This is a genomic window from Endozoicomonas sp. ALB115, from assembly GCF_049310245.1.
Taxonomy (GTDB): Bacteria; Pseudomonadota; Gammaproteobacteria; order Pseudomonadales; family Endozoicomonadaceae; genus Endozoicomonas.
In genome coordinates this window covers 1-18,954 of sequence record NZ_JBLYZG010000041.1, presented here as the reverse complement: position 1 = coordinate 18,954, position 18,954 = coordinate 1, and the positions used below count along the sequence as shown (strand labels likewise).

At 49.8% G+C, this 18,954-nt stretch carries 20 protein-coding genes; 5 read left to right on the top strand and 15 right to left on the bottom strand.

Features of this window, described 5'->3' with window-relative positions; all coding sequences use genetic code 11:
- Nucleotides 1-185: 185 nt before the first annotated feature.
- The 7 genes from ACO6VE_RS16750 to ACO6VE_RS16720 form a co-directional block, all read right to left on the bottom strand.
- Entirely contained in the window at nt 186-932 is a 747-nt protein-coding gene (locus tag ACO6VE_RS16750; RefSeq protein ID WP_422451039.1) for a YebC/PmpR family DNA-binding transcriptional regulator, read from the bottom strand.
- Nucleotides 933-992: 60 nt separating this feature from the next.
- Nucleotides 993-2,777 (bottom strand): aspartate--tRNA ligase, encoded by a 1,785-nt coding sequence (gene aspS, locus ACO6VE_RS16745; RefSeq protein WP_422451037.1) that lies wholly within the window; start codon nt 2,775-2,777, stop codon nt 993-995.
- A gap of 94 nt (nt 2,778-2,871) precedes the next feature.
- A complete protein-coding gene (locus ACO6VE_RS16740; protein WP_422462427.1) occupies nt 2,872-3,144 on the bottom strand; it encodes an FmdB family zinc ribbon protein in 273 nt (90 codons plus the stop codon).
- Between the two features lie 213 nt (nt 3,145-3,357).
- Nucleotides 3,358-4,893, bottom strand: coding sequence for a hypothetical protein (locus ACO6VE_RS16735; RefSeq protein WP_422462425.1), 1,536 nt, complete (start codon nt 4,891-4,893; stop codon nt 3,358-3,360).
- Nucleotides 4,894-4,977: 84 nt separating this feature from the next.
- A complete protein-coding gene (locus tag ACO6VE_RS16730; RefSeq protein WP_422462423.1) occupies nt 4,978-5,454 on the bottom strand; it encodes a tetratricopeptide repeat protein in 477 nt (158 codons plus the stop codon).
- 405 nt (nt 5,455-5,859) lie between these two features.
- On the bottom strand, nt 5,860-7,122 hold the full coding sequence (locus tag ACO6VE_RS16725; protein WP_422462421.1) for an OprD family outer membrane porin: 1,263 nt from the start codon (nt 7,120-7,122) through the stop codon (nt 5,860-5,862).
- Between the two features lie 393 nt (nt 7,123-7,515).
- A complete protein-coding gene (locus tag ACO6VE_RS16720; protein ID WP_101746367.1) occupies nt 7,516-7,857 on the bottom strand; it encodes an HU family DNA-binding protein in 342 nt (113 codons plus the stop codon).
- 758 nt (nt 7,858-8,615) lie between these two features.
- Between ACO6VE_RS16720 and ACO6VE_RS16715 the strand changes: the two genes are divergently transcribed.
- Complete coding sequence (locus ACO6VE_RS16715) at nt 8,616-9,230, top strand: cold-shock protein (protein WP_422462420.1); 615 nt, start codon at nt 8,616-8,618, stop codon at nt 9,228-9,230.
- 67 nt (nt 9,231-9,297) lie between these two features.
- On the opposite strand, the gene ACO6VE_RS16710 is transcribed toward ACO6VE_RS16715, so the two are convergent.
- Both ACO6VE_RS16710 and ACO6VE_RS16705 read right to left on the bottom strand, forming a co-directional pair.
- A complete protein-coding gene (locus ACO6VE_RS16710) occupies nt 9,298-9,498 on the bottom strand; it encodes a SlyX family protein (protein WP_209202664.1) in 201 nt (66 codons plus the stop codon).
- Between the two features lie 133 nt (nt 9,499-9,631).
- On the bottom strand, nt 9,632-10,075 hold the full coding sequence (locus tag ACO6VE_RS16705; protein ID WP_422451028.1) for an HIT domain-containing protein: 444 nt from the start codon (nt 10,073-10,075) through the stop codon (nt 9,632-9,634).
- 161 nt (nt 10,076-10,236) lie between these two features.
- On the opposite strand from ACO6VE_RS16705, the gene ACO6VE_RS16700 reads away from it, so the two are divergent.
- Both ACO6VE_RS16700 and ACO6VE_RS16695 read left to right on the top strand, forming a co-directional pair.
- On the top strand, nt 10,237-11,955 hold the full coding sequence (locus ACO6VE_RS16700) for a proline--tRNA ligase (protein WP_422451026.1): 1,719 nt from the start codon (nt 10,237-10,239) through the stop codon (nt 11,953-11,955).
- A gap of 231 nt (nt 11,956-12,186) precedes the next feature.
- Nucleotides 12,187-12,804 (top strand): lytic transglycosylase domain-containing protein, encoded by a 618-nt coding sequence (locus ACO6VE_RS16695; protein ID WP_422451025.1) that lies wholly within the window; start codon nt 12,187-12,189, stop codon nt 12,802-12,804.
- Here ACO6VE_RS16695 and ACO6VE_RS16690 read toward each other — a convergent pair.
- The 4 genes from ACO6VE_RS16690 to ACO6VE_RS16675 all read right to left on the bottom strand — a co-directional run bounded on the left by ACO6VE_RS16690 (nt 12,801) and on the right by ACO6VE_RS16675 (nt 14,998).
- Nucleotides 12,801-13,073, bottom strand: coding sequence for an acylphosphatase (locus ACO6VE_RS16690; protein WP_422451024.1), 273 nt, complete (start codon nt 13,071-13,073; stop codon nt 12,801-12,803). The genes ACO6VE_RS16695 and ACO6VE_RS16690 overlap by 4 nt on opposite strands.
- Nucleotides 13,066-13,557: a TlpA family protein disulfide reductase gene (locus tag ACO6VE_RS16685; protein ID WP_422462418.1), complete on the bottom strand. Its 492-nt coding sequence runs from the start codon at nt 13,555-13,557 to the stop codon at nt 13,066-13,068. Before ACO6VE_RS16685 ends, ACO6VE_RS16690 begins: the two co-directional genes overlap by 8 nt.
- Nucleotides 13,558-13,624: 67 nt before the next feature.
- The gene (locus ACO6VE_RS16680; RefSeq protein ID WP_422451020.1) at nt 13,625-13,756 is read right to left on the bottom strand and encodes a hypothetical protein; all 132 of its coding nucleotides are present in this window, start codon (nt 13,754-13,756) and stop codon (nt 13,625-13,627) included.
- Between the two features lie 6 nt (nt 13,757-13,762).
- Nucleotides 13,763-14,998, bottom strand: a complete 1,236-nt coding sequence (locus ACO6VE_RS16675) for a YihY family inner membrane protein (protein WP_422451019.1) — start codon at nt 14,996-14,998, stop codon at nt 13,763-13,765.
- Nucleotides 14,999-15,167: 169 nt separating this feature from the next.
- On the opposite strand from ACO6VE_RS16675, the gene arsC reads away from it, so the two are divergent.
- Together arsC and ACO6VE_RS16665 are read left to right on the top strand one after the other, a co-directional pair.
- Entirely contained in the window at nt 15,168-15,515 is a 348-nt protein-coding gene (gene arsC / locus ACO6VE_RS16670; RefSeq protein ID WP_422451018.1) for an arsenate reductase (glutaredoxin), read from the top strand.
- 2 nt (nt 15,516-15,517) lie between these two features.
- Nucleotides 15,518-15,880, top strand: a complete 363-nt coding sequence (locus tag ACO6VE_RS16665) for a DUF2069 domain-containing protein (RefSeq protein WP_422451016.1) — start codon at nt 15,518-15,520, stop codon at nt 15,878-15,880.
- Here the strand turns inward: ACO6VE_RS16665 and ACO6VE_RS16660 are convergent.
- Both ACO6VE_RS16660 and hda read right to left on the bottom strand, forming a co-directional pair.
- Nucleotides 15,866-17,893: a hypothetical protein gene (locus ACO6VE_RS16660; protein ID WP_422451015.1), complete on the bottom strand. Its 2,028-nt coding sequence runs from the start codon at nt 17,891-17,893 to the stop codon at nt 15,866-15,868. The two genes, ACO6VE_RS16665 and ACO6VE_RS16660, sit on opposite strands and share 15 nt — an antisense overlap.
- A gap of 97 nt (nt 17,894-17,990) precedes the next feature.
- Complete coding sequence (hda, locus tag ACO6VE_RS16655) at nt 17,991-18,707, bottom strand: DnaA regulatory inactivator Hda (protein ID WP_101746377.1); 717 nt, start codon at nt 18,705-18,707, stop codon at nt 17,991-17,993.
- Nucleotides 18,708-18,954 lie beyond the last annotated feature (247 nt).

Sequence of the window (18,954 nt, the reverse complement as noted above, 5' to 3'; positions counted from 1 at the left end):
CAGACTCTTGCAGGGTCTCTGCCAGGAGGCTGTGTTAATTTCATGCCTTCTCCACGCCGGATGCCATCTGGACAGTAAACAGGTTTCCTCCAGACTTATCCCGGGCTAACGACTCCCTCCCGGTTTGATGTAAAACAAAACCCGGAGCAATCCGGGCTTTCACTTAACTCAATCCAGACCAGAACTCAGCCCAGTTGCTCCATGATTTCTGCAGAAATGTCCGCATTGGTATAGACATTCTGAACATCATCCAGATCTTCCAGACGATCAATCAGTTTCATGACTTTCTCGGCACCTGCCAGATCAAGCTCTGTCTGGGTAGAAGCGATCATGGCGACTTCACCACCGGCAGGAGTGAGCCCGGCCGCTTCCAGAGCATCCTTGACGGCCATAAACTCAGTCCACTCGGTCAGCACTTCTACTGAGCCATCATCATTAGTGACGACATCTTCAGCACCGGCTTCCAGGGCTGCGTCCATCAGCTGCTCTTCATCAACACCTTCTTCAAAGAAAATCTGACCTTTACGCTCGAACAGATAAGCAACGGAACCATCGGTACCGAGGTTACCACCATGCTTGGAAAAAGCATGACGAACTTCAGCCACCGTCCGGTTGCGGTTATCCGTCAGACACTCAACCAGCACCGCGATGCCACCAGCCCCGTACCCTTCATAGGTGACTTCTTCCATATTGGAATCATCTTCACCACCGGCACCACGGGCAATTGCGCGGTTAATGGTATCCCGGGTCATATTGGCAGCCAGGGCTTTATCAACGATCGCTCGCAGCTTCGGGTTATCCTCAACATTACCACCGCCCTGCTTGGCGGCAACGGTCAGTTCCCGGATGATTTTGGTAAAGACTTTGCCCCGCTTGGCGTCCTGCGCAGCCTTACGGTGTTTGATGTTGGCCCATTTACTATGACCTGCCATAAAAACCTCTATTTAAACGCTTGGCTGGCAGCCGCTCCACTGAGAGGCTGCCAGGATGAATCAGTGACTGGTTGCAGATGCCGGATCGCGACGAATGCGCAGATTCAGATCGCGCAGCTGCTGACTTTCCACTTCACCCGGAGCCTGGGTCAGCAAACAGGAAGCTGACTGGGTTTTCGGGAAGGCAATCACTTCACGAATGTTAGTGGTACCACACAGCAGCATCACCAGACGGTCCAGGCCGAACGCCAGGCCACCGTGAGGAGGCGCACCGTACTTCAGGGCATCCAGCAGGAAGCCAAACTTCTCACGCTGCTCTTCTTCCTGGATGTCCAGCACACGGAATACCGCCTGCTGCATGTCCTGACGATGAATACGGACAGAACCACCACCCACTTCATAGCCATTCAGAACCATATCATAAGCACGGGACAGTGCCTGAGACGGATTAGCTTCCAGCTCTTGGGGAGAACAGGTTGGTGCTGTGAATGGATGGTGCAGCGCAGTCAGGGAGCCATTATCGGTCTCTTCAAACATCGGGAAGTCAATAACCCACAACGGTGCCCAGTCACAGGTATAAAGATTCAGATCTTCACCCACCTTGCAACGCAGAGCACCCAGCGCCTCATTCACAATTGTTTCTTTATCCGCACCAAAGAAGACAATATCGCCATTGGCAGCGCCAATACGGGACATGATGTTCATGGTGACATCATCTCCCAGGAACTTGATGATTGGCGACTGAAGGCCTTCAACCCCTTTCTCCAGCTCATTCACCTTGATCCAGGCCAGACCTTTGGCGCCGTAGATGCTGACAAACTTCGTGTAGTCGTCAATCTGCTTACGGCTCAGCTCGGCACCGCCGGTCACTTTCAGTGCGGCAACCCGGCCTTTAGGATCTTCTGCCGGGCCTTTAAATACCTTGAAGTCAACGCCGGCCATCAGGTCTGCCACATCCACCAGCTCCAGGGGAATACGCAGGTCTGGCTTGTCAGAACCATAACGGCTCATGGCTTCGGCATAGGTCATGCGTGGGAATTCGGTACCGAGATCCACGCTCTTCACTTCCATAAACAGTTTTTTGATCAGGGACTCGGTAATGCCCATGATCTGAGCTTCATCCAGGAAGGATGTCTCAATATCGATCTGGGTAAATTCCGGCTGACGGTCAGCACGCAGATCTTCATCACGGAAACACTTGACGATCTGGTAGTAGCGATCAAAGCCAGACACCATCAGCATCTGCTTGAACAACTGAGGAGACTGGGGAAGTGCGTAGAAGTGCCCCGGATGCACACGGCTGGGCACCAGGTAGTCCCGGGCACCCTCCGGAGTTGCACGGGTCAGCATCGGTGTTTCGATATCCAGAAAGCCGTGCTCTTCCATAAAGCGACGGACTACAGCGGTGGCTTTGCTGCGAATAATCAGCTTTTCCTGCATTTCAGGACGACGCAGATCAATGACCCGGTTACGCAGGCGCACATCTTCACCCACGTCGGTATAACCTTCGATCTGGAAAGGCGGAGTCTGGGCCTGGTTAAGGATTTCCACCTGCTTACCCAGCACCTCAATCTCACCGGTAGACATATTGCTGTTCACAGTGCCTTCCGGACGGGGACGCACAATACCGGTAATTTTCAGGACATATTCGCTACGCACCTTGTCAGCCAGTGCAAACGCTTCTTCGGTATCAGGGTCGACCACCACCTGAGCCAGGCCTTCACGGTCACGCAGGTCCAGGAAAATCACGCCACCGTGATCACGACGGCGATGTACCCAACCGCAGAGGGTGACTTCCTGCCCATCATGGGAAAGATTCAGTTCGCCGCAATAATGGCTGCGCATAATATACCTCAAATCAGGAATTCAACTGGATTTCTTCCCTACAGCCACCGGGCTGAAAGGATTTGGATCAATCACTGGTTGCCGGGCAACGCTTTTATTGACTGGTTGCAGGGCAACCGGCACAACTGCTTTTGCTGTCTTTGCCAGGACAGTGGTTATCACTGGAAGACAGGTTTTTCTTACTGCCTCCTTTGAAGTCGGTTTCATACCAACCACCACCTTTCAGCCTGAAGGCCGGCGCGCTTAACAGCTTCTTCAGTGCGGCCTGACCACAGACCGGGCAATCACTCAACGGTGCATCACCGAATTTTTGAATCGCTTCCGTCACTTCGGAGCATTGCTCACACTGATACTCATAGATCGGCATTGACGCTGGCCTACCCTTTCACTTACAACAGTAAGCACCATTGATATCGTATTGAATTGGGCGCTTACGTATACTGATTCGCAGAAAAACGGCCATTATACCCCAAAGACCGGCAGAGTCAGCCGTTGCCAGACAAAAAAAGCCGCACTGGTCACCAGTACGGCTTATCAAATAGAACGAACAACACTGAATCCCTATCGTAGATATTGCCTCTTAAACCGGATGAGATTTAAGCATATCCGCCTCATAGCGCTCCTGATCCCTGATCGCCTCGACAACCATGGCCTCGACCTCTCGCTCTGCTTCAAGAAGCTGGGCAAGTTGATTGGTCCCAACAGAATCAACCATGTCCCCATCCGATCTCTTTTCCAGCGCCTCTTGCATATCAGCCATTCGCTCTTTTAACAGGAGCATTGTAAATGCCTGTGGATTATTAGCCCCTTCAAGACTGAGACTGTCGCCAAGATAGGGCTGATCGACGGGATTTTCTTCACTGGCTGTCACTGGTGGCTCTGCCGGGGGTATCGGAGACTGTGCATGTTTGGTGCCTTCAAGACTATCGCCAGGATTTGGCTGATCAGTTGCATTTTTATCATTGGCCGTTACTGGTAGCTCTGCGCGCAGCATTGGAGCCTGTGAATTATCGGCATCCTCAATACTGGTACTATCATCAGGATATGACCGATTGACGGTATTTTTTTCACGGGCTGTCACGGGAGGCTCTGCAAGCAGCACCAGAGCCAGACCTTCAGCAGCATCAGTTAACTGTTGTTCAGATGGAGCGGCCTGATTGCGCACAGAGTCCAGCGCAGAGGTGTCACGGGCCGAAAAGAAACTGAACAGGTTATCAACGACCTCCGGGCTTACCAGCGATTTCAAGGCCTCAGGAGAGCCTTTACCTCCCCGGGGCTGACGACTTTCAATGTCACGATCCGATACCCGAAGAATCTCCCTGTCATAGTCAGCAGCAATAAGACTGGTCAGCCTGGAGCGAACCTCGTCACTGTCAAAACGCTTTTCTAATACTTTTAATTCATGTTTAAGTTCATCCAGCTGCTCTTCACCGGATTCCAGAGATTCCGGACTGATAGCCTTCACCAGGGGAACCGACAGGTCCCTGACCGCATTATCATCAGAACTCGAAAGCAGCGCCTCTTTTGCAGTCAGTCGCACCTCCGCGGCCATTTTCCTCCCTTTTAATGATTCTATTTCAGCATCCAGTGCTGGCTTCTGATGGTCAGGAGCCCTGTCCCGTTCTGACTGCTTGCTGTTGATCGAATGCTGCGTAGACTCAATCGTTTTTCTCATTGCACTAATGTCTGATGAAAGAGAGACTTGTGCCTGTCGATCCGCAGCCCGTATTTCAATGGTTGTCACACTGTTGAGTACCTTAAGGTCATTAATCGCACCTCTTAAGGACAACAGCAGGTTCTGGGTATCAGAAAGATCAAGCTCCCCCGGGGTCATGGCATTATTCTGGGCAATCGTGGCACGAAACGAATCCAGCCTTGACTGCAAGGTTCTTGCCAGATAGTCAACACCGTTGTTGCCACTATTTGCCGGCGCATTCAGCTGGACACCCGCCTGACTTCCGTCCGGACCGGAACCCCCAGATTGTGAGACAGAATTTGCTGGACTGTAGCCACTGCTTACCCCATTCCCGGGATTTGCCGAAACATTGCCCGGTGTGCCCGGAGCAGGCGTTATTCCTGTTTGTACACCACCCGGTTCTCCAACTGTGTTCGACATAATAACGCCCTCCCTGACTCTGACGCCTGAAAATCACCCTGCCCGGTATTCCTTACCGGGCAACAAACAATCCCTGAAACATCTTCACTGCAATTTGCCACGAACAAAACTGGTCAATTTTTTCGCCTGCTGAAGCTCATCTTTCCAACGGGCAGACTGGCTTGCTCTGGTCACCGCCTCAGATAAGGCTTTCTGAGCCAGAGACCAGCGTTTGATCTCAATAAAGCATTTAGCCATCATCAGTGAAGCCCTTGGGTCCTTCTGATCAAGCTTTTCCCCATAAGCCAGCGTTGCCGCAGCCTCAGCAAACAGGGAAAGCTCATACTGAGACAAGCCCAGGCCAAGAAAATAGGAATAGCTGGTATGATCAAGCAGACAAAGATGTCGGAAGACCTTTAAAGCATCGGTAAAATGGCCGGAATTGAATTGGGCAAAAGCCAACCTGTACATAGCATCAAGCTGACATTGATCCAAATTACGAAGTTCTTTCATGGAGCCACCTTTAGCCAGATAAGCGAGCCAAAGTGACGCTGAGGACGGCTGATCAGCCTTATTATCCATAACCCTCAAAAGCCTCATCCCTGATAAAATTGTGTAAGGTATTATTCCATTATAACCAGTTTATATTTATACCTATTTATCATTAATAGCAGCAAGGCTGAAAACCGACCTAATCACTATAGAAATCAAATGTTTATATAAAATTCTGTGCTATCTTTTTTTCACTCAGCACCTGAATTAAAAATCAGTCGTATGGAATTTGCGGATACTTACAGATGGACTGAGGCCTCAGAACATACAATAACTCATTGATAAAGCCATCACCGAAATAAGCAATTTAGATAATGAAAGATTTGTATGCACTGGCATACCCTGATTACAAGGCATCTGGAATATTGATTCACTAATTTTTAAGCAAAAAAAGAGGGCATTCGCCCTCTTTTTTTAACTTAAGCAGTTAACTGCTTAGAATGCAGCAACAGAGTAAGTCAGGTACAGACGGTTTACATCCTGATTAGAAAGATCTCCAAGGCTTTCACTTGTATCACCTTGAGCTCGATAATTGGTGTAAAGCCAAGCTAGAGAAAGGCCTTCAAGAGAGCCATCGAAAGCATAAGAAACGTAACTACCATACTCGCGGCGCTTGAAATCTTCTATTTCATCAGCATCATCGCCTTTAGCGTACCAAACATCTAAAGTTAAACCGCTCAGACCTTGATCAGCAAAGTTGTAGCCAGCAGAGACGACGTAAGCTTTCTCACCTTCTTCTGCATAATCTGCCCACAGAGACAAGCTGGAATTGAATTTACCATGCTCACCATCAATGTAGTCAGAATTATAATCACCATCTTTGGTTTTATTGTAACCAAGACCGACATAAGCATTGCCATAGTTATAAGTTGCATTCAGGTTATAATACTTGGCTTTTGCATCATTACCTGACTCATCACTCTTGGCTTTACCGTAACGAACGTCAAGATCAACAGAACTCATATCATCAAGCTCAAAACCATAACCGGCTTTCAGGAAAGTCTGCTTAACCAAGCCTTTTGAGTTTCCATATTCTGCTGCGAGATCCAAACCTTCATAACTGTAATTTGCCCCCAGGATACGGAGATAATCAACCTTATCGCCATTACCAGAAAGGTCGCCATTCAATGTTGAAGCATTACGCTCACTAACACTGGTGATTTCAGTAATGTATGCATTAGCACCTTCGAAACCAACCGAAAGGTCGTAACCTGTAGAGCTGGCCGCCAGAACGCGAGAGCCTGAATCAGAGTAAGTTTCTGTACTACGCTTCTTGACACCAACAGTACCTGCCAATTCAACACCACTGAATGTTGTTTTTGTTTTCAGGTAGGCCTGTTGAAAGCCTGAGATTCCATCACCCTTGCCATCACTTCCACCAGGGACGTTTGAAGCAGTACCGTATTCTTTTTTAATGCTTAATGGTCCTGCATATCCAGCAGTAACTACAGCACCAACCAGGTCATTTACATAACCGGTATCAAAGTCAGCAATCAGACCGTGAACCCATTCTTTGCGATCATAATCACCATCACCTACATGACCGCTTCCATTCTTACCATCTTCTTTCCAGTAAAAATTCTTATACGTAAACGTCAGACTCGGATCCATAGTCACAGCTTCAGAAGCCTGAACAGAGGTAGCGGCGACAGCTGTAGCAACAGCTACACCCAGTGCGCTTTTAGCGAGGGTTTTCATAATCAGAATTGCTCCCTGAGTACTTTGTGTTGTGTTTATTATTGCGACTACCACCAACTGACATAAGCAGTTCCCCTTGGTGATACATCCTATTCGCAACGAGAAATTATTTTTCTACAACCCTGAACAAATTGCAACCATAAAAAAAGGAGCCGGTAAGCTCCTTTGGTGTTGCAGCTCTTATAAGCAGCCTGGTAAATGGTTTCAATGCAATTGATGGGTTCCTTCACTGACCTCCATACTTCGTTCGTCCTGAGCGGAGTCGAAGGGCGTAAGCTCCATACCCTGAATAAAGACTGTGCCAACCACCCTTCGTCCGTTCACCCTGAGCCGAGCCGAAGGGCGCTCAGGGTGAACGGAGATTGTACACATCAAACTCATTGAAATGATGCACTACGATGCTGCAAACTCCTTCAGCTTCTTCAATGGCCTTACCTTCACCTGAATAGAAGCAGGCTTGGCTGGCACATCCATTAATTCGCCGGGTTTGAAAGGGTTTGGCACCCCTTTTTTGGCTTTTTGCGCCGGTTTTTTCTTGGTCACGATTTTTAACAGACCGGGCAAGGTAAACTCACCACACCCCCGTTTTTTAATATGGCGCTCAACCAGTTCGCTCAGTTCATCCATTACCGCACTGACCTGCTTTCTGCTAAGCCCGGTATTCTCGGCAATTTCTGCCAGCATCTGGGTTTTGCTGTATTTTTCCTTGATTGCGGGTGCTTTTTTCCCAGCCATAGTCGTACTCTCCTGATGAAAATTCCTTTTAAGCCTTCCCTTAGGCTTTCCCTTTTAAAGAGGGCATTGAGCGCTTGCCAATGTTTTACTGTTATCTGATTAAAGCAATCTGCTTTGACCAGCTAACGGCAACTATCAGCGACTGCATTATCTGCCACAGCACCAGGCGGATTTGGTACCTCCCTTTCTCAATAAGACATGACCAGAGTTGCCTTATCACTCCATGAGTACAACGTTATCTATTAACAACCTCTAGACATTTCTACAACTTTACGAACACCATGCTTAATAGAAGACGGCAGCAGTAGATATACAAGGTACTGAATACCACTATAATATCGGTATTTTTCCACGTCGAGCATTTTTTACCAAAAGATTCACACCCAAATAACAGAGTCAATCACCCCTTCCAACAACCCACCAGAAAGCTCACATCGCTGTTTACAGGCTCTTTCCCGCCTGCCTGCACCGTCCGTGAAGTGTCTCGACTGATGTTAAATGTCAGGCAGGCCTGTCAATATTTGAGAAATAAACATCATAAAGGTACATTAACACTGATATGGGAAACCATGTGTTCCATCATAATAAGTTGCACAACGTGTTTGTCGGGCTCAATGCTGTCTGGTCATGATTAAAAAATGCACGACAGCTTTACACCAGATTCTGTTTTCACGGATGGCTTGTGGTTCTGAAAAGCCTATGCGTAGAAGGGCTCGATGTTTTCAACTGATACTGATAACAAATTAAGGGAACATGCCTTGAAACATTTAAAAATAGCTCATCTTTTAACCGGCCTGTTGGCATTTTTTTTCGTCATTGCCATCATGACCAACCTCTACCAGCCATCAACAGCCGCTGCCAACCCGACCAACCCGGTGGTTGCACTATTACTGATGGCCGCTTCATTAAATTTAATGACAGGAGCCTACCTGAGCAGACGCAATGGCTTCCAACGGTGGCTGCAGATAGCCGGGTCCGTCTTGCTGTTTTCAGCGCTCTGCGCAGCGGTTGGTTTCGCCTATAACAACACCCTGATGATCTCTGGCGTGACTCTCGACCAGATGACGCTGTTTTCAGTCAGCACCGGCACCCTGTTTCATGTTATTGCCAACCTGCCCGGCAGTTCCGGCTCAGCGGAGGAACCGCTTGATGACTCCGGACGGGAAACCGGCTCGGTCAAATGGTTCAATATCACCAAAGGGTTTGGCTTTATTACCCGTGATATGGGGGAAGATGTCTTTGTCCATTACCGTGCCATACGTGGTGAAGGACACCGAACCCTGAGTGAAGGACAGCGGGTTGAGTTTATTGTGGTTGAAAGGGACAAAGGCCTTCAGGCGGAAGATGTGATTGCCGCACCGAAAGGAAGATAGGCATTCCGGTCTTCTGGCTGGCAAACGTTATTCCGGCCAGAAGAATCCAGAGCCGTCTAATCATCAATCAATAGTGGGGAGGAGGTAACTCTTCCTGGCTTTCCAGCTGTTCAGCCACCATCTCTTCAAATTGCTTTTTCAGTTGCGCCATGGCTTCTGTTAACCGGTCAATATCTTTCTGCTGCCGGGTAACCACTTCATTCAATTGAGCAATCGTATCCTCCTGAAAACTCAACTGGGTTTGCAGCTCAAGCAGTTCATCTTGCATCGTTTGTTACTCCCACAGGCAGCCAGCCAAACCACTTCCGGTCATTAAACAAGATCGATTACAGGCAACCGGAAGCAGATTAATCTGCGCAGTCTACTCCTTGAGCTTCTGCCTTCCAAATTTACCTTACCTGTTAAGCCCACTGGAAAGAAGGCATATCGGTAATGCCCGTTTTCAGCTTGTGCATCACCTCTGCGAGCTGTTCATCCGTATAAGGCCGGGCTGGATGCCTGCCCCACACCGGCGCTGGCCAGGCAGCATCCGCCGTGAAACGGACGACATGATGCACATGCAGCTGTCGAACCACGTTACCCAACGCGGCCACATTCATCTTGTCTGCACAGAACAGCACCTGCAGCATTTCCGCCAGATATGAGGATTCGAAAAGCAGCTGTTGCTGGGCCGCCTCATCCAACTGATAAATCTCTTCCACCCCCTGGATACGGGGAACCAGGATAAACCAGGGATACTGGCTATCGTTCATTAGCAAAAGGCGACAAACAGGAAAATCACCAATAACCACACTGTCTCTTGCCAGCTGGGGATCCAGTTCAAAGCTACTCACGGTACAGCCCATCCAGAGAAAATAGAATAGAGAAGGTATTTTTCAGAACAACCAATCAACAACAGGGGATTTTGCAACAGCGGTTGGTATAATAACCGATTGGCCTTAAAATGCCGCATTAATTGACGTCAAATTTTGACACGCTTTTTTTGAACAGCCTGGTAAATGAGCACATGAGAACCAGTCAGTATCTGATTCCAACCCTTAAGGAGACGCCTGCCGATGCCGTGGTCATCAGCCACCAGCTGATGTTGCGTGCCGGTATGATCCGCAAACTGGCATCCGGCCTCTATACCTGGTTGCCTCTGGGTCTCAGGGTCCTGCAAAAAGTAGAAAACATTGTTCGTGAAGAGATGAACCGCTCTGGCGCACTGGAGACCCTGATGCCCGCCGTTCAACCGGCGGAACTGTGGCAGGAAACCGGTCGCTGGGATCAATTTGGCGCTGAACTGCTGCGTTTTCAGGATCGCCACGGTCGTGATTTTGTGATTGGCCCAACCCATGAAGAAGTCATTACTGACATTGCCCGTAACGAGTTGAACAGCTACAAGCAGCTGCCAATCAACCTGTACCAGATCCAGACCAAATTCCGTGACGAGCGTCGCCCACGTTTCGGCCTGATGCGCGGCCGCGAATTCCTGATGAAAGATGCCTATTCATTCCATGCCACTGAAGCGTGTCTGCAGGCAGAGTATCAGAATATGCACACGACCTACTGCCGCATCTTTGACCGCCTGGGTCTTGAATACCGTGCAGTGCAGGCTGACAGCGGTGCCATTGGCGGCAGTGGTTCCCAGGAGTTCCATGTACTGGCCGAGTCCGGTGAAGATGCCATCGTATTCAGCGACCAGAGCGACTATGCAGCCAACATTGAGAAAGCAGAAGCTATTGCCCCTGCAGGTGAACGCCCTGCCCCCTCTGAAGCGATGACACTGGTGGACACTCCGGATGCCCGGGCCATCGATCAACTGGTAGAACAGTTCAACCTGCCTGTTGAAAAAACCATCAAGACCCTGATTGTTGCGGCTGCAGAAGACGCTGACAGCGAGTTCATTGCCCTGCTGATCCGTGGCGACCACGAGCTTAACGAAGTCAAGGCGGAAAACCTTGCGGATGTGGCTGCTCCCCTGCGCTTTGCCACCGAAGAAGAAGTTAAAAACATCATGGGTGCCGGCCCTGGCTCACTTGGCCCGGTTAACTGCCCAATCCCGGTGATTGTCGATCGAACCGTAGCGAAAATGGCCGACTTTGGTGCCGGTGCCAATATCGAAGGCAAACACTACTTCGGCATCAACTGGGAGCGTGACTGCACCTTCAGCCGCGTTGAAGACCTGCGCAATATTCAGGAAGGTGACCCAAGCCCCTGCGGTAAAGGACAGCTGTTTATCAAGCGTGGTATCGAAGTTGGCCATATTTTCCAGCTGGGTACCAAATACAGCGAATCCATGAACGCCACGGTTCTCAGTGAAAATGGCAAGAGCATTCCGCTGGCCATGGGCTGCTATGGCATCGGCGTTTCCAGAACCGCCGCCGCCGCCATTGAACAGAATTACGATGACCGTGGCATTATCTGGCCGGAAGCCATCGCGCCTTTCCAGATCGCCCTGGTACCTCTGAAGATTGAAAAATCCGAAGCAGTCCGTGAAGCGGCCGAAAAACTCTACCAGGAACTGACCACAGCAGGCTTTGAAGTGCTGATGGACGACAGAAAAGCCAGCCCCGGAGTGAAGTTTGCCGATATGGAGCTTATCGGTATTCCGCACCGCGTGGTTCTCAGTGACCGTGGCCTGGCGGATGGCATGGTGGAATACAAGCACCGGACTGCAAACGATAAAGAAGATATTCAGCTCAGTGAAATTATCGAACTGCTTAAAGAACGCACAAAACGCTAACGGTACTTTAACTGCTGACAGCCTTTTACCCGTGATAAGTAGTTGGCCAAATGGAATCGTATATTTCTGGCTAAGTGGGCAGTTACTATGCAAGGCACAACGCAGGGAGCATAGCCTTAGCTATGTGACCGGAGTTGTAACGCCGCACGACTGCATGGATGCAGGAGCTAGAGCAACGCAGGAGCAGTTGCCGGGAGTGACTGTCCACTTAGTAAGAAAATAGGATTTCATTTGGTTAACTACTTAAGTAGCTTGCTGAAAACTGCCACCCCCAAAGCCCGATTCCGGGCTTTGGGAATTGTGGCCGTTCTTGTCATGGCTCTTGTTATGCCAGCAGCCAGTCAGGCGGAATGGCACGACCCGATTTTACAGGAAGTGCTGTCACGCTCACTGGATCAACCCAGCAGCTTTGACGATCAGTTTGACGCCGAGGTCTGGCTGGTTGATATGTCTGCCCGTCTGGCCCGGTTTATTAAAGACCCGGACCTTCGGCTTGAGGTGCTCAGGATGATTCACTTCGAAGCATCCAAGGTAGATTTACAACCGGAGCTGGTGCTGGCACTGATTCAGACAGAATCTGCCTTTGACCAGTATGCAGTGTCTTCGGCTGGTGCCCTGGGTTTAATGCAGATTATGCCGTTCTGGAAAAATGTTATTGGCCGGGATAAGGACAACCTCATCACCATTCAGACCAACCTGCGCTATGGCTGCACCATTCTCAGTTATTACCTTAAGAAAGAAAATGGCAATCTGACCAGGGCTCTGGCCCGATATAATGGCAGCCTGGGCAAAACCTGGTATCCGGAGCGCGTACTGACCAACTGGGAACGTCACTGGGTTGTGAATTAACCCGTGGTAAACGAGTCAAACGCCTGCAGCGACTCTTCGGTAATGGAAATATTAACCACCCTGGCCAGAGGTGGTCCTTTATGAAGCCACTCTTCCAGCCTGGCAACGGCTTCTTCTGAGCCACACATCAACACTTCAACCCGTCCATCCGGCAGATTTCTTGCCCAGCCACCGATGCCCAGGCGACGGGCTCGCTCCTGGGTTGAGCCTCGAAACCAGACACCCTGAACCCTGCCTTCAACAAAGGCTCTTTTGCATACATCAGCCATTGGACGAGGTTTCCTGTAATTGGTGTTTACTTAACTTGTGAATCTGCTCTTCAAGGCTTTTCCTGGTCTGTGGTCCAAACAGTTTGCTCACCACTTTACCTTCTGGCGAAATAATATATGTGGCGGGCAACACTTGGGGAGGAGGCTCGTTCAACACCGTCAGTGGCGACTCCCGAAGCACCGGAAAGAGAATATCCAGGGCTTTTGCCTTCTTGATTAACGCCTCCCCCTGACTGTTGTCAAAATCAACGCCCAGCACCCTGACCTGACCATCATTGGCCAGCTCATTCAGCTCCGGAATCTCTTCCCGGCAAGGGTCACACCATTCTGCCCAGAAATTCAACGCGAGCCATTGACCATTTTCGCTGGCAATAGCAACAGGGTTGCCGTTTAAATCCGCAAAAGTCACTGGCTTGCTACAGGCCACAAGAGCACCCAACAGTACAACCACCAGAAAGTATTCCAATGTTCTTGTTATCCTCACGAATACCTCCGAAAAAACATTCATCGGGAAGGACGCACAATGTTATGCAACTCCCGTTTAACTCGCTCTACCTGCTGCTCATAACAAGAGCCAGAACCACGCCCATCCACCGGGCTCCACAAAGTTCCGGCTTACCAGACAGACGCAATTCAGTATTAGCCAGAGACAGCACCTGATCAAGTTGACCAAAAGCTGCCAAAACCCGCTATTTAGACAGTAACTGATCCAGCGAACAGTCCAGCGCTTCCAGTCTGGCACTGTTTACTGTCTGCAACCTCTGAATCAGATCAGATAACCAGTTCGGATCATCAGCGATAAGAATATTCCGGAGCTGCTCATCCTGAGGCATCGGCCAGGGCAACTGCTCACAGAAAGTAAACAGACTGATGTGTCTGAGATCCCTGGCAAGGAGCCATTCGCCGTCATCGCTCTTGCTGATCAACCCCATTGCCATCAGCCGGGCAGTATGCCCCTCCCAATCATCAAGAGAAACCGGAAGATCACGTTTGCGCAGGTCGCTGTAATGCAACCCCCGTCCCTGCTCAAACTTTTCCTGCAACTGCTTAAGGATTAATAAAATCGAGATTAACGGGTGTGGCCGCTCACCACCGGCCTGTTTGCCATAAAGATCCAGGGATCGAACCAGCACCGCACCAAACAGCACCATCAGCCAGCTTAGATACACCCAGAGCAGAAACAGAGGCACAGCGGCAAAAGCACCGTAAATCAGCTGATAGGTAGGCGACAGAGTAATAAATAAGGTAAAGCCTGCCTTGGCCAGTTCAACCAGAATGGCCACAAAAACCGCACCGACCAAAGCATGACGAACCGGCACTTTTCTGTTGGGCACCGCCGTATACAGCAGGGTAAGAACCAATGTACTGAGAACAACCGGCATAAGGCGCAAAAGCCACTGCTCTGCGCCCAGTATGGCCGTGGTATGAGAAACCAGTTTGAAGGATGCCAGATAAGAAGTCGTAAGAAACCCGGCACTCAATAGCACAGGCCCCAGGCTGAGGATGGCCCAGTACAGCAGAAAACCGGTCATGCCACGGCGCACATGCGCCACCTGCCAGATAGTATTCAATGCCTTATCAATGGTTCTCAGCATCAGAAAGGAAGTGACCAGCAGGAAAGCGATACCGATACTGGTTAATTTTCTTGCCTGTTGGGAAAAATCGTTCAGATAAGATTGAACCATCTCCCCCGTCGAAGGCACAAAACTGGTAAAGATAAAGTTCTGAATGGTGTCTCCAACATCCTGAAGACTGGGCACCGCTGACAGGATACTGTAGGTGACCGTCATCAGTGGCACCACGGCGAACAGCGTCGTATAGGTCAGTGCCGCGGCATTTTCAATGCAGCGGTTATCTAGAAAGCGTTTAATAACCGCCGTGAAAAAACTCTGGAAGGATGACCAGAATTGCAGTACCGGTGCCATGATGAACTCCCTGTCAAACGAGAGATAAGTGTACCGAATTCAGAGGCTGAAAGGGACAGGTTTACTTCCTGACTATACATCCGACATCTATTACAAATGATTTGCAGAGCATCCACAGAGATTGGTAGGCTTTGCGGAAAATATCTATAGTCCTCCAGGCAAGGTCATCATGAGCATTACTATCTTTCACAATCCACGCTGTTCCAAATCCCGTCAAACCCTGAGCATTCTGGAAGAGCAGGGAATCAGTCCTGAGGTGGTGCTGTACCTGGAAAGCCCGCCGGATGCGGATCAGCTGAGAGCCATTCTGGGCAAACTGGGCATCAATGCCCGGAACCTGCTTCGTAAAGGTGAACAGGAGTTCAAGGATAATAACCTCAAAGATCCATCCCTGACGGAAGAGCAACTGATCAACGTTATGTGCGAGTTTCCCAGATTGATTGAGCGCCCCATTGTGGTCAACGGCGAAAAAGCCAGAATTGGCCGCCCTCCTGAGTCCGTGCTTGAGATCCTCTGACAATGCAGCAAAAAGCCAACCAAATCTACCAAGTCTGCCTTGCCCTCTATGCTGGCCTGATTCTCTCTCTGCTGGCAGAAACCTGGTGGTTGAATCCGCCACAGGGTTCGATCCTTGGTATCTCGGCCCTGCAGATACTGCCACTGCTGTTGCCACTTCCCGGCCTTCTGAAGCGTGGCCTGAGAGCAGCCTCCTGGCTCTGTTTTATCCTTTGCTTTTATTTTATCAGCGGCGTTCTTGATGCCTGGTTCAGGCCGGAACAACCCCAGGGCTGGCTGATCACCGGATTCAGCGTACTGCTATTTATTACTTCCATGATGTTTGTGCGCTGGCAGGCTCAGGCGAACAGGTTAGTGGAGAGTTAGTACCGATACAGGCTCACTCCCTTTTCGGTCCGGGCCTGATGATAACTGCAACTCAATATGCCCGGACGCCGTGCCAGTTTCACTTTTCAGGTAGTCGTATCTGGCCTTTTGCAAACTCTCCAGTTGATCAGGCATCTTTGGCCAGTTTTTCAACAACCAGCTTTCGGCTTGCTGAAACCTCTGCCCGGGTGATTGTTCACCCACTTCGGGAATTTTCTGGTGACGACGGGTAGCCAGATACATTTGCTCCACAAGCGATGCCCGCACCCCGGGTGGAATAGTGATCATCTCAGCAGGCTCCACTGAACTGGTCGCTGCGTACAGTTCCAGCAATGCCTTTTCCAGTTCATAACGTGAGAGCTCGGGCCAATCTCTGGATTCAGAAACACCCACATTAACCAACACATTCAACTTTGGTCTCTCGATAAGCGCTTTCTTAAGGTTTACCAGATTTTTTTGTGATCGCTGTGTTAATGTCGCTTTACCCGCTTCATGGTAAAGCACAGGTTCAAGTGCATGACCGCTGGTATGGGAAAGGTAGTCGAACGGAGCTTGGACAATGGCCATAACACGTTGCTCAACCGCCCGATAGATACGCTGTGGTAATCTCGATTTATCGGACTCAAGTGAAAACGGGATAGCCGCTCTACCTGACGAATCGGTTATCAGGGCTTTTAATAAATGGATGGATGAAACCGGCAGGCTGTTTGCGATCTTTTTTGCCTGCCAGTCAGAAATATCAAGCTGACCTGTATGATTTTGACTGTTATAACTCAAGTCAAATTGGCTACCCTGCATATCATAACCGGCAACAGCCGAATACTTTTTTAAAGGACCTGCAAGACGAGCATCGTTGAGCTGAAACGCAAAATCATTATCAGAGCCGGATAATCGACCACTCAACTGCAAATCCCCGATGTTGGCCAGTGCAGCACTGAACTGATAGGTTCGGGAATTTTTTTCTTTCCCCGACATACCATCGGCAACCAGCCTTCCATTTACGCTTTCAAATACCCAGGGTGAATGGCCATTTGCCAGTTCAAGACGACTGTCGTTAATATCAAACGAAGTAATACCAGCCGGTAAGGCTGGCATTAACTGAACCGGACATTCTCCTGCCAGTGTTTCTGGCACTCTCAGATCAAGACCTGAAATAGCCAGCTCTGCCGTAGATTGTGCAGGATCATTGCCATGGAATTGCAGGTTATTCAGATGCCACTGCTGCCATTGGGCAGATAGTCCCGACCACAAGAGCTGCCCACTGCGCCCTTCTGCATTGCCTTTCAGAATCAGGCCGCCCGGCTTATCCCAGGACAGTGATAATGTGGCACTCACTGTCCCGGAAAAACGGTCATTGGCAGACAGTTCATTATTCTGCGTCGCCAATACATTAAGAGGCACAGCTTTAACCAGCGCGGACAAAGGCAGTTCGACCAGCCTCACTTCACCATCCAGCAAGCCTTTACTGACCTGATAAACGCCTGAGAAACTCCAGCTCTCACCATCACGGTTATCTGAATGAATCCTGATTCTGCCACCCTCTTCTTTCGCCAGCGTCAGCTGGTCAACAAAGAGTGGCTGATCTATTCCGGTGATAGAAAGGCGGCCACGATTGATGGACAGCCTTTGAAAGAGCGTCGGCAGAGGCAAGGCAATCAACTCCGGATCAATAGCGATGCTGACATCATCCAGTTCAATCCCACTTAACGATTCAATATTCTCACCAAACCACGCCCCCCACCAATGGCGATAGTTCAACACGACACTGACCTTCTGAGCAGTGAACTGAATCCCTTGCTCTTCCACCCGAATATCACTGCCGGTCAATCGGCGCTGCCATGGATCAAAAGTAATGTCTTTACCAGGCAGGCGTTGCCCGGTCTGTTGGTGAAGGCTGTTCAAAACCCGATCAGAAACCCGGGCAAACCACCACCCAGAAATAGAAAGCCCCCCCAGAAAAAGCAGCCCCAAAAGCCCCACAAACTGAAAACCACCAACCTTTCTCAACCACATAGGCCAGCTCCAAACCTGATGACCACTCCTTAACCCTAAAAATTCCGCAAAAACCAAACCCCAAGGTTTTCACCACACTTGATGCGGAATTTTATGGTCACCACCTCATGACTTCCTTAACAAAGGGGATGGTGAGCTTGCGCTTGGCGCGCAGAGAGGCACTGTCCAGTTTATGCAACAAGGTAAACAGGTTGCCCATATCCCGGGAACCACGGTGAATAATAAAGCGGGCAACGTCATCACTCAGGTCAAAGCCACGGTAATGAGCCCGAAGCTTGAGCGCTGCGACTTTATCCCGATCATCCAGTGGATGCACCTGAAATACCATGCCCCAGCCAAGGCGGGAAACCAGGTCCTGAAGTTGAATTCCCAGAGCCCTGGGAGGATTGTCCGCCGCCACCAGAAACCGGGTTCTGGAGTCCCGGAGCCGGTTAAACAGATCAAACAGCGCTTCTTCCCACTCATCGATACCGGCAACCTCACCAATATCGTCAAGACACACCAGCTGCAGCCGCTCAATACCTTCCAGAAGCTTTGGCGAGTAGTGAACCAGCTCTTTCATGGGCAGATAAATGCTTCGCCCGCTGCGCCGGTCCACCTGATGACAGGCCGCCTGAAGCAGATGGCTGCAGCCGACCCCTTTGGGGCCGTAGAGGAAAATAAACTGCTCGGATTCGATGCCGGGAACCGATCTATCCATATCCAGAAGATTGACCAGCGTCTCATTTCGCCCACTGTAGAAGTTGGCGAACGTGGCATCGTCTCTTAACTGGACACTGAGCGGTAGCTGCACAGGCAAACTCATAATGGACATCAAATCCGTAAAGGTAGTGTGATACTGACAACAAAACTGCAACATTACAAAAGACAGTAACACAATAAAACCGTTCAATTATCAACCGGTATTGACTGATATCAATAGACCGGTCAATAAATCGTCTTCAGCCCTGCTTTGCAACCGCTACGACACTAAGTAGTTAACCAAATGAAATCGTATTTTCTGACTAAGTGGGCAGTCACTCTGCGGCGTTACAACTACGGTCACATAGCTACGGCTATGC

Excerpts from the sequence above, each read along its gene's own strand:
- aspS (WP_422451037.1), bottom strand. The coding sequence starts at position 2,777 with ATGCGCAGCCATTATTGCGGCGAACTGAATCTTTCCCATGATGGGCAG.
- ACO6VE_RS16725 (WP_422462421.1), bottom strand. The coding sequence starts at position 7,122 with ATGAAAACCCTCGCTAAAAGCGCACTGGGTGTAGCTGTTGCTACAGCT.
- ACO6VE_RS16710 (WP_209202664.1), bottom strand. The coding sequence starts at position 9,498 with ATGCAAGATGAACTGCTTGAGCTGCAAACCCAGTTGAGTTTTCAGGAG.
- ACO6VE_RS16705 (WP_422451028.1), bottom strand. The coding sequence starts at position 10,075 with ATGGGCTGTACCGTGAGTAGCTTTGAACTGGATCCCCAGCTGGCAAGA.
- hda (WP_101746377.1), bottom strand. The coding sequence starts at position 18,707 with ATGTCCATTATGAGTTTGCCTGTGCAGCTACCGCTCAGTGTCCAGTTA.
- ACO6VE_RS16700 (WP_422451026.1), top strand. The coding sequence starts at position 10,237 with ATGAGAACCAGTCAGTATCTGATTCCAACCCTTAAGGAGACGCCTGCC.
- ACO6VE_RS16665 (WP_422451016.1), top strand. The coding sequence starts at position 15,518 with ATGCAGCAAAAAGCCAACCAAATCTACCAAGTCTGCCTTGCCCTCTAT.
- ACO6VE_RS16735 (WP_422462425.1), bottom strand. The coding sequence starts at position 4,893 with ATGTCGAACACAGTTGGAGAACCGGGTGGTGTACAAACAGGAATAACG.
- ACO6VE_RS16720 (WP_101746367.1), bottom strand. The coding sequence starts at position 7,857 with ATGGCTGGGAAAAAAGCACCCGCAATCAAGGAAAAATACAGCAAAACC.
- ACO6VE_RS16740 (WP_422462427.1), bottom strand. The coding sequence starts at position 3,144 with ATGCCGATCTATGAGTATCAGTGTGAGCAATGCTCCGAAGTGACGGAA.
- ACO6VE_RS16730 (WP_422462423.1), bottom strand. The coding sequence starts at position 5,454 with ATGGATAATAAGGCTGATCAGCCGTCCTCAGCGTCACTTTGGCTCGCT.
- ACO6VE_RS16675 (WP_422451019.1), bottom strand. The coding sequence starts at position 14,998 with ATGGCACCGGTACTGCAATTCTGGTCATCCTTCCAGAGTTTTTTCACG.
- ACO6VE_RS16660 (WP_422451015.1), bottom strand. The coding sequence starts at position 17,893 with ATGTGGTTGAGAAAGGTTGGTGGTTTTCAGTTTGTGGGGCTTTTGGGG.
- ACO6VE_RS16750 (WP_422451039.1), bottom strand. The coding sequence starts at position 932 with ATGGCAGGTCATAGTAAATGGGCCAACATCAAACACCGTAAGGCTGCG.
- ACO6VE_RS16690 (WP_422451024.1), bottom strand. The coding sequence starts at position 13,073 with ATGGCTGATGTATGCAAAAGAGCCTTTGTTGAAGGCAGGGTTCAGGGT.
- arsC (WP_422451018.1), top strand. The coding sequence starts at position 15,168 with ATGAGCATTACTATCTTTCACAATCCACGCTGTTCCAAATCCCGTCAA.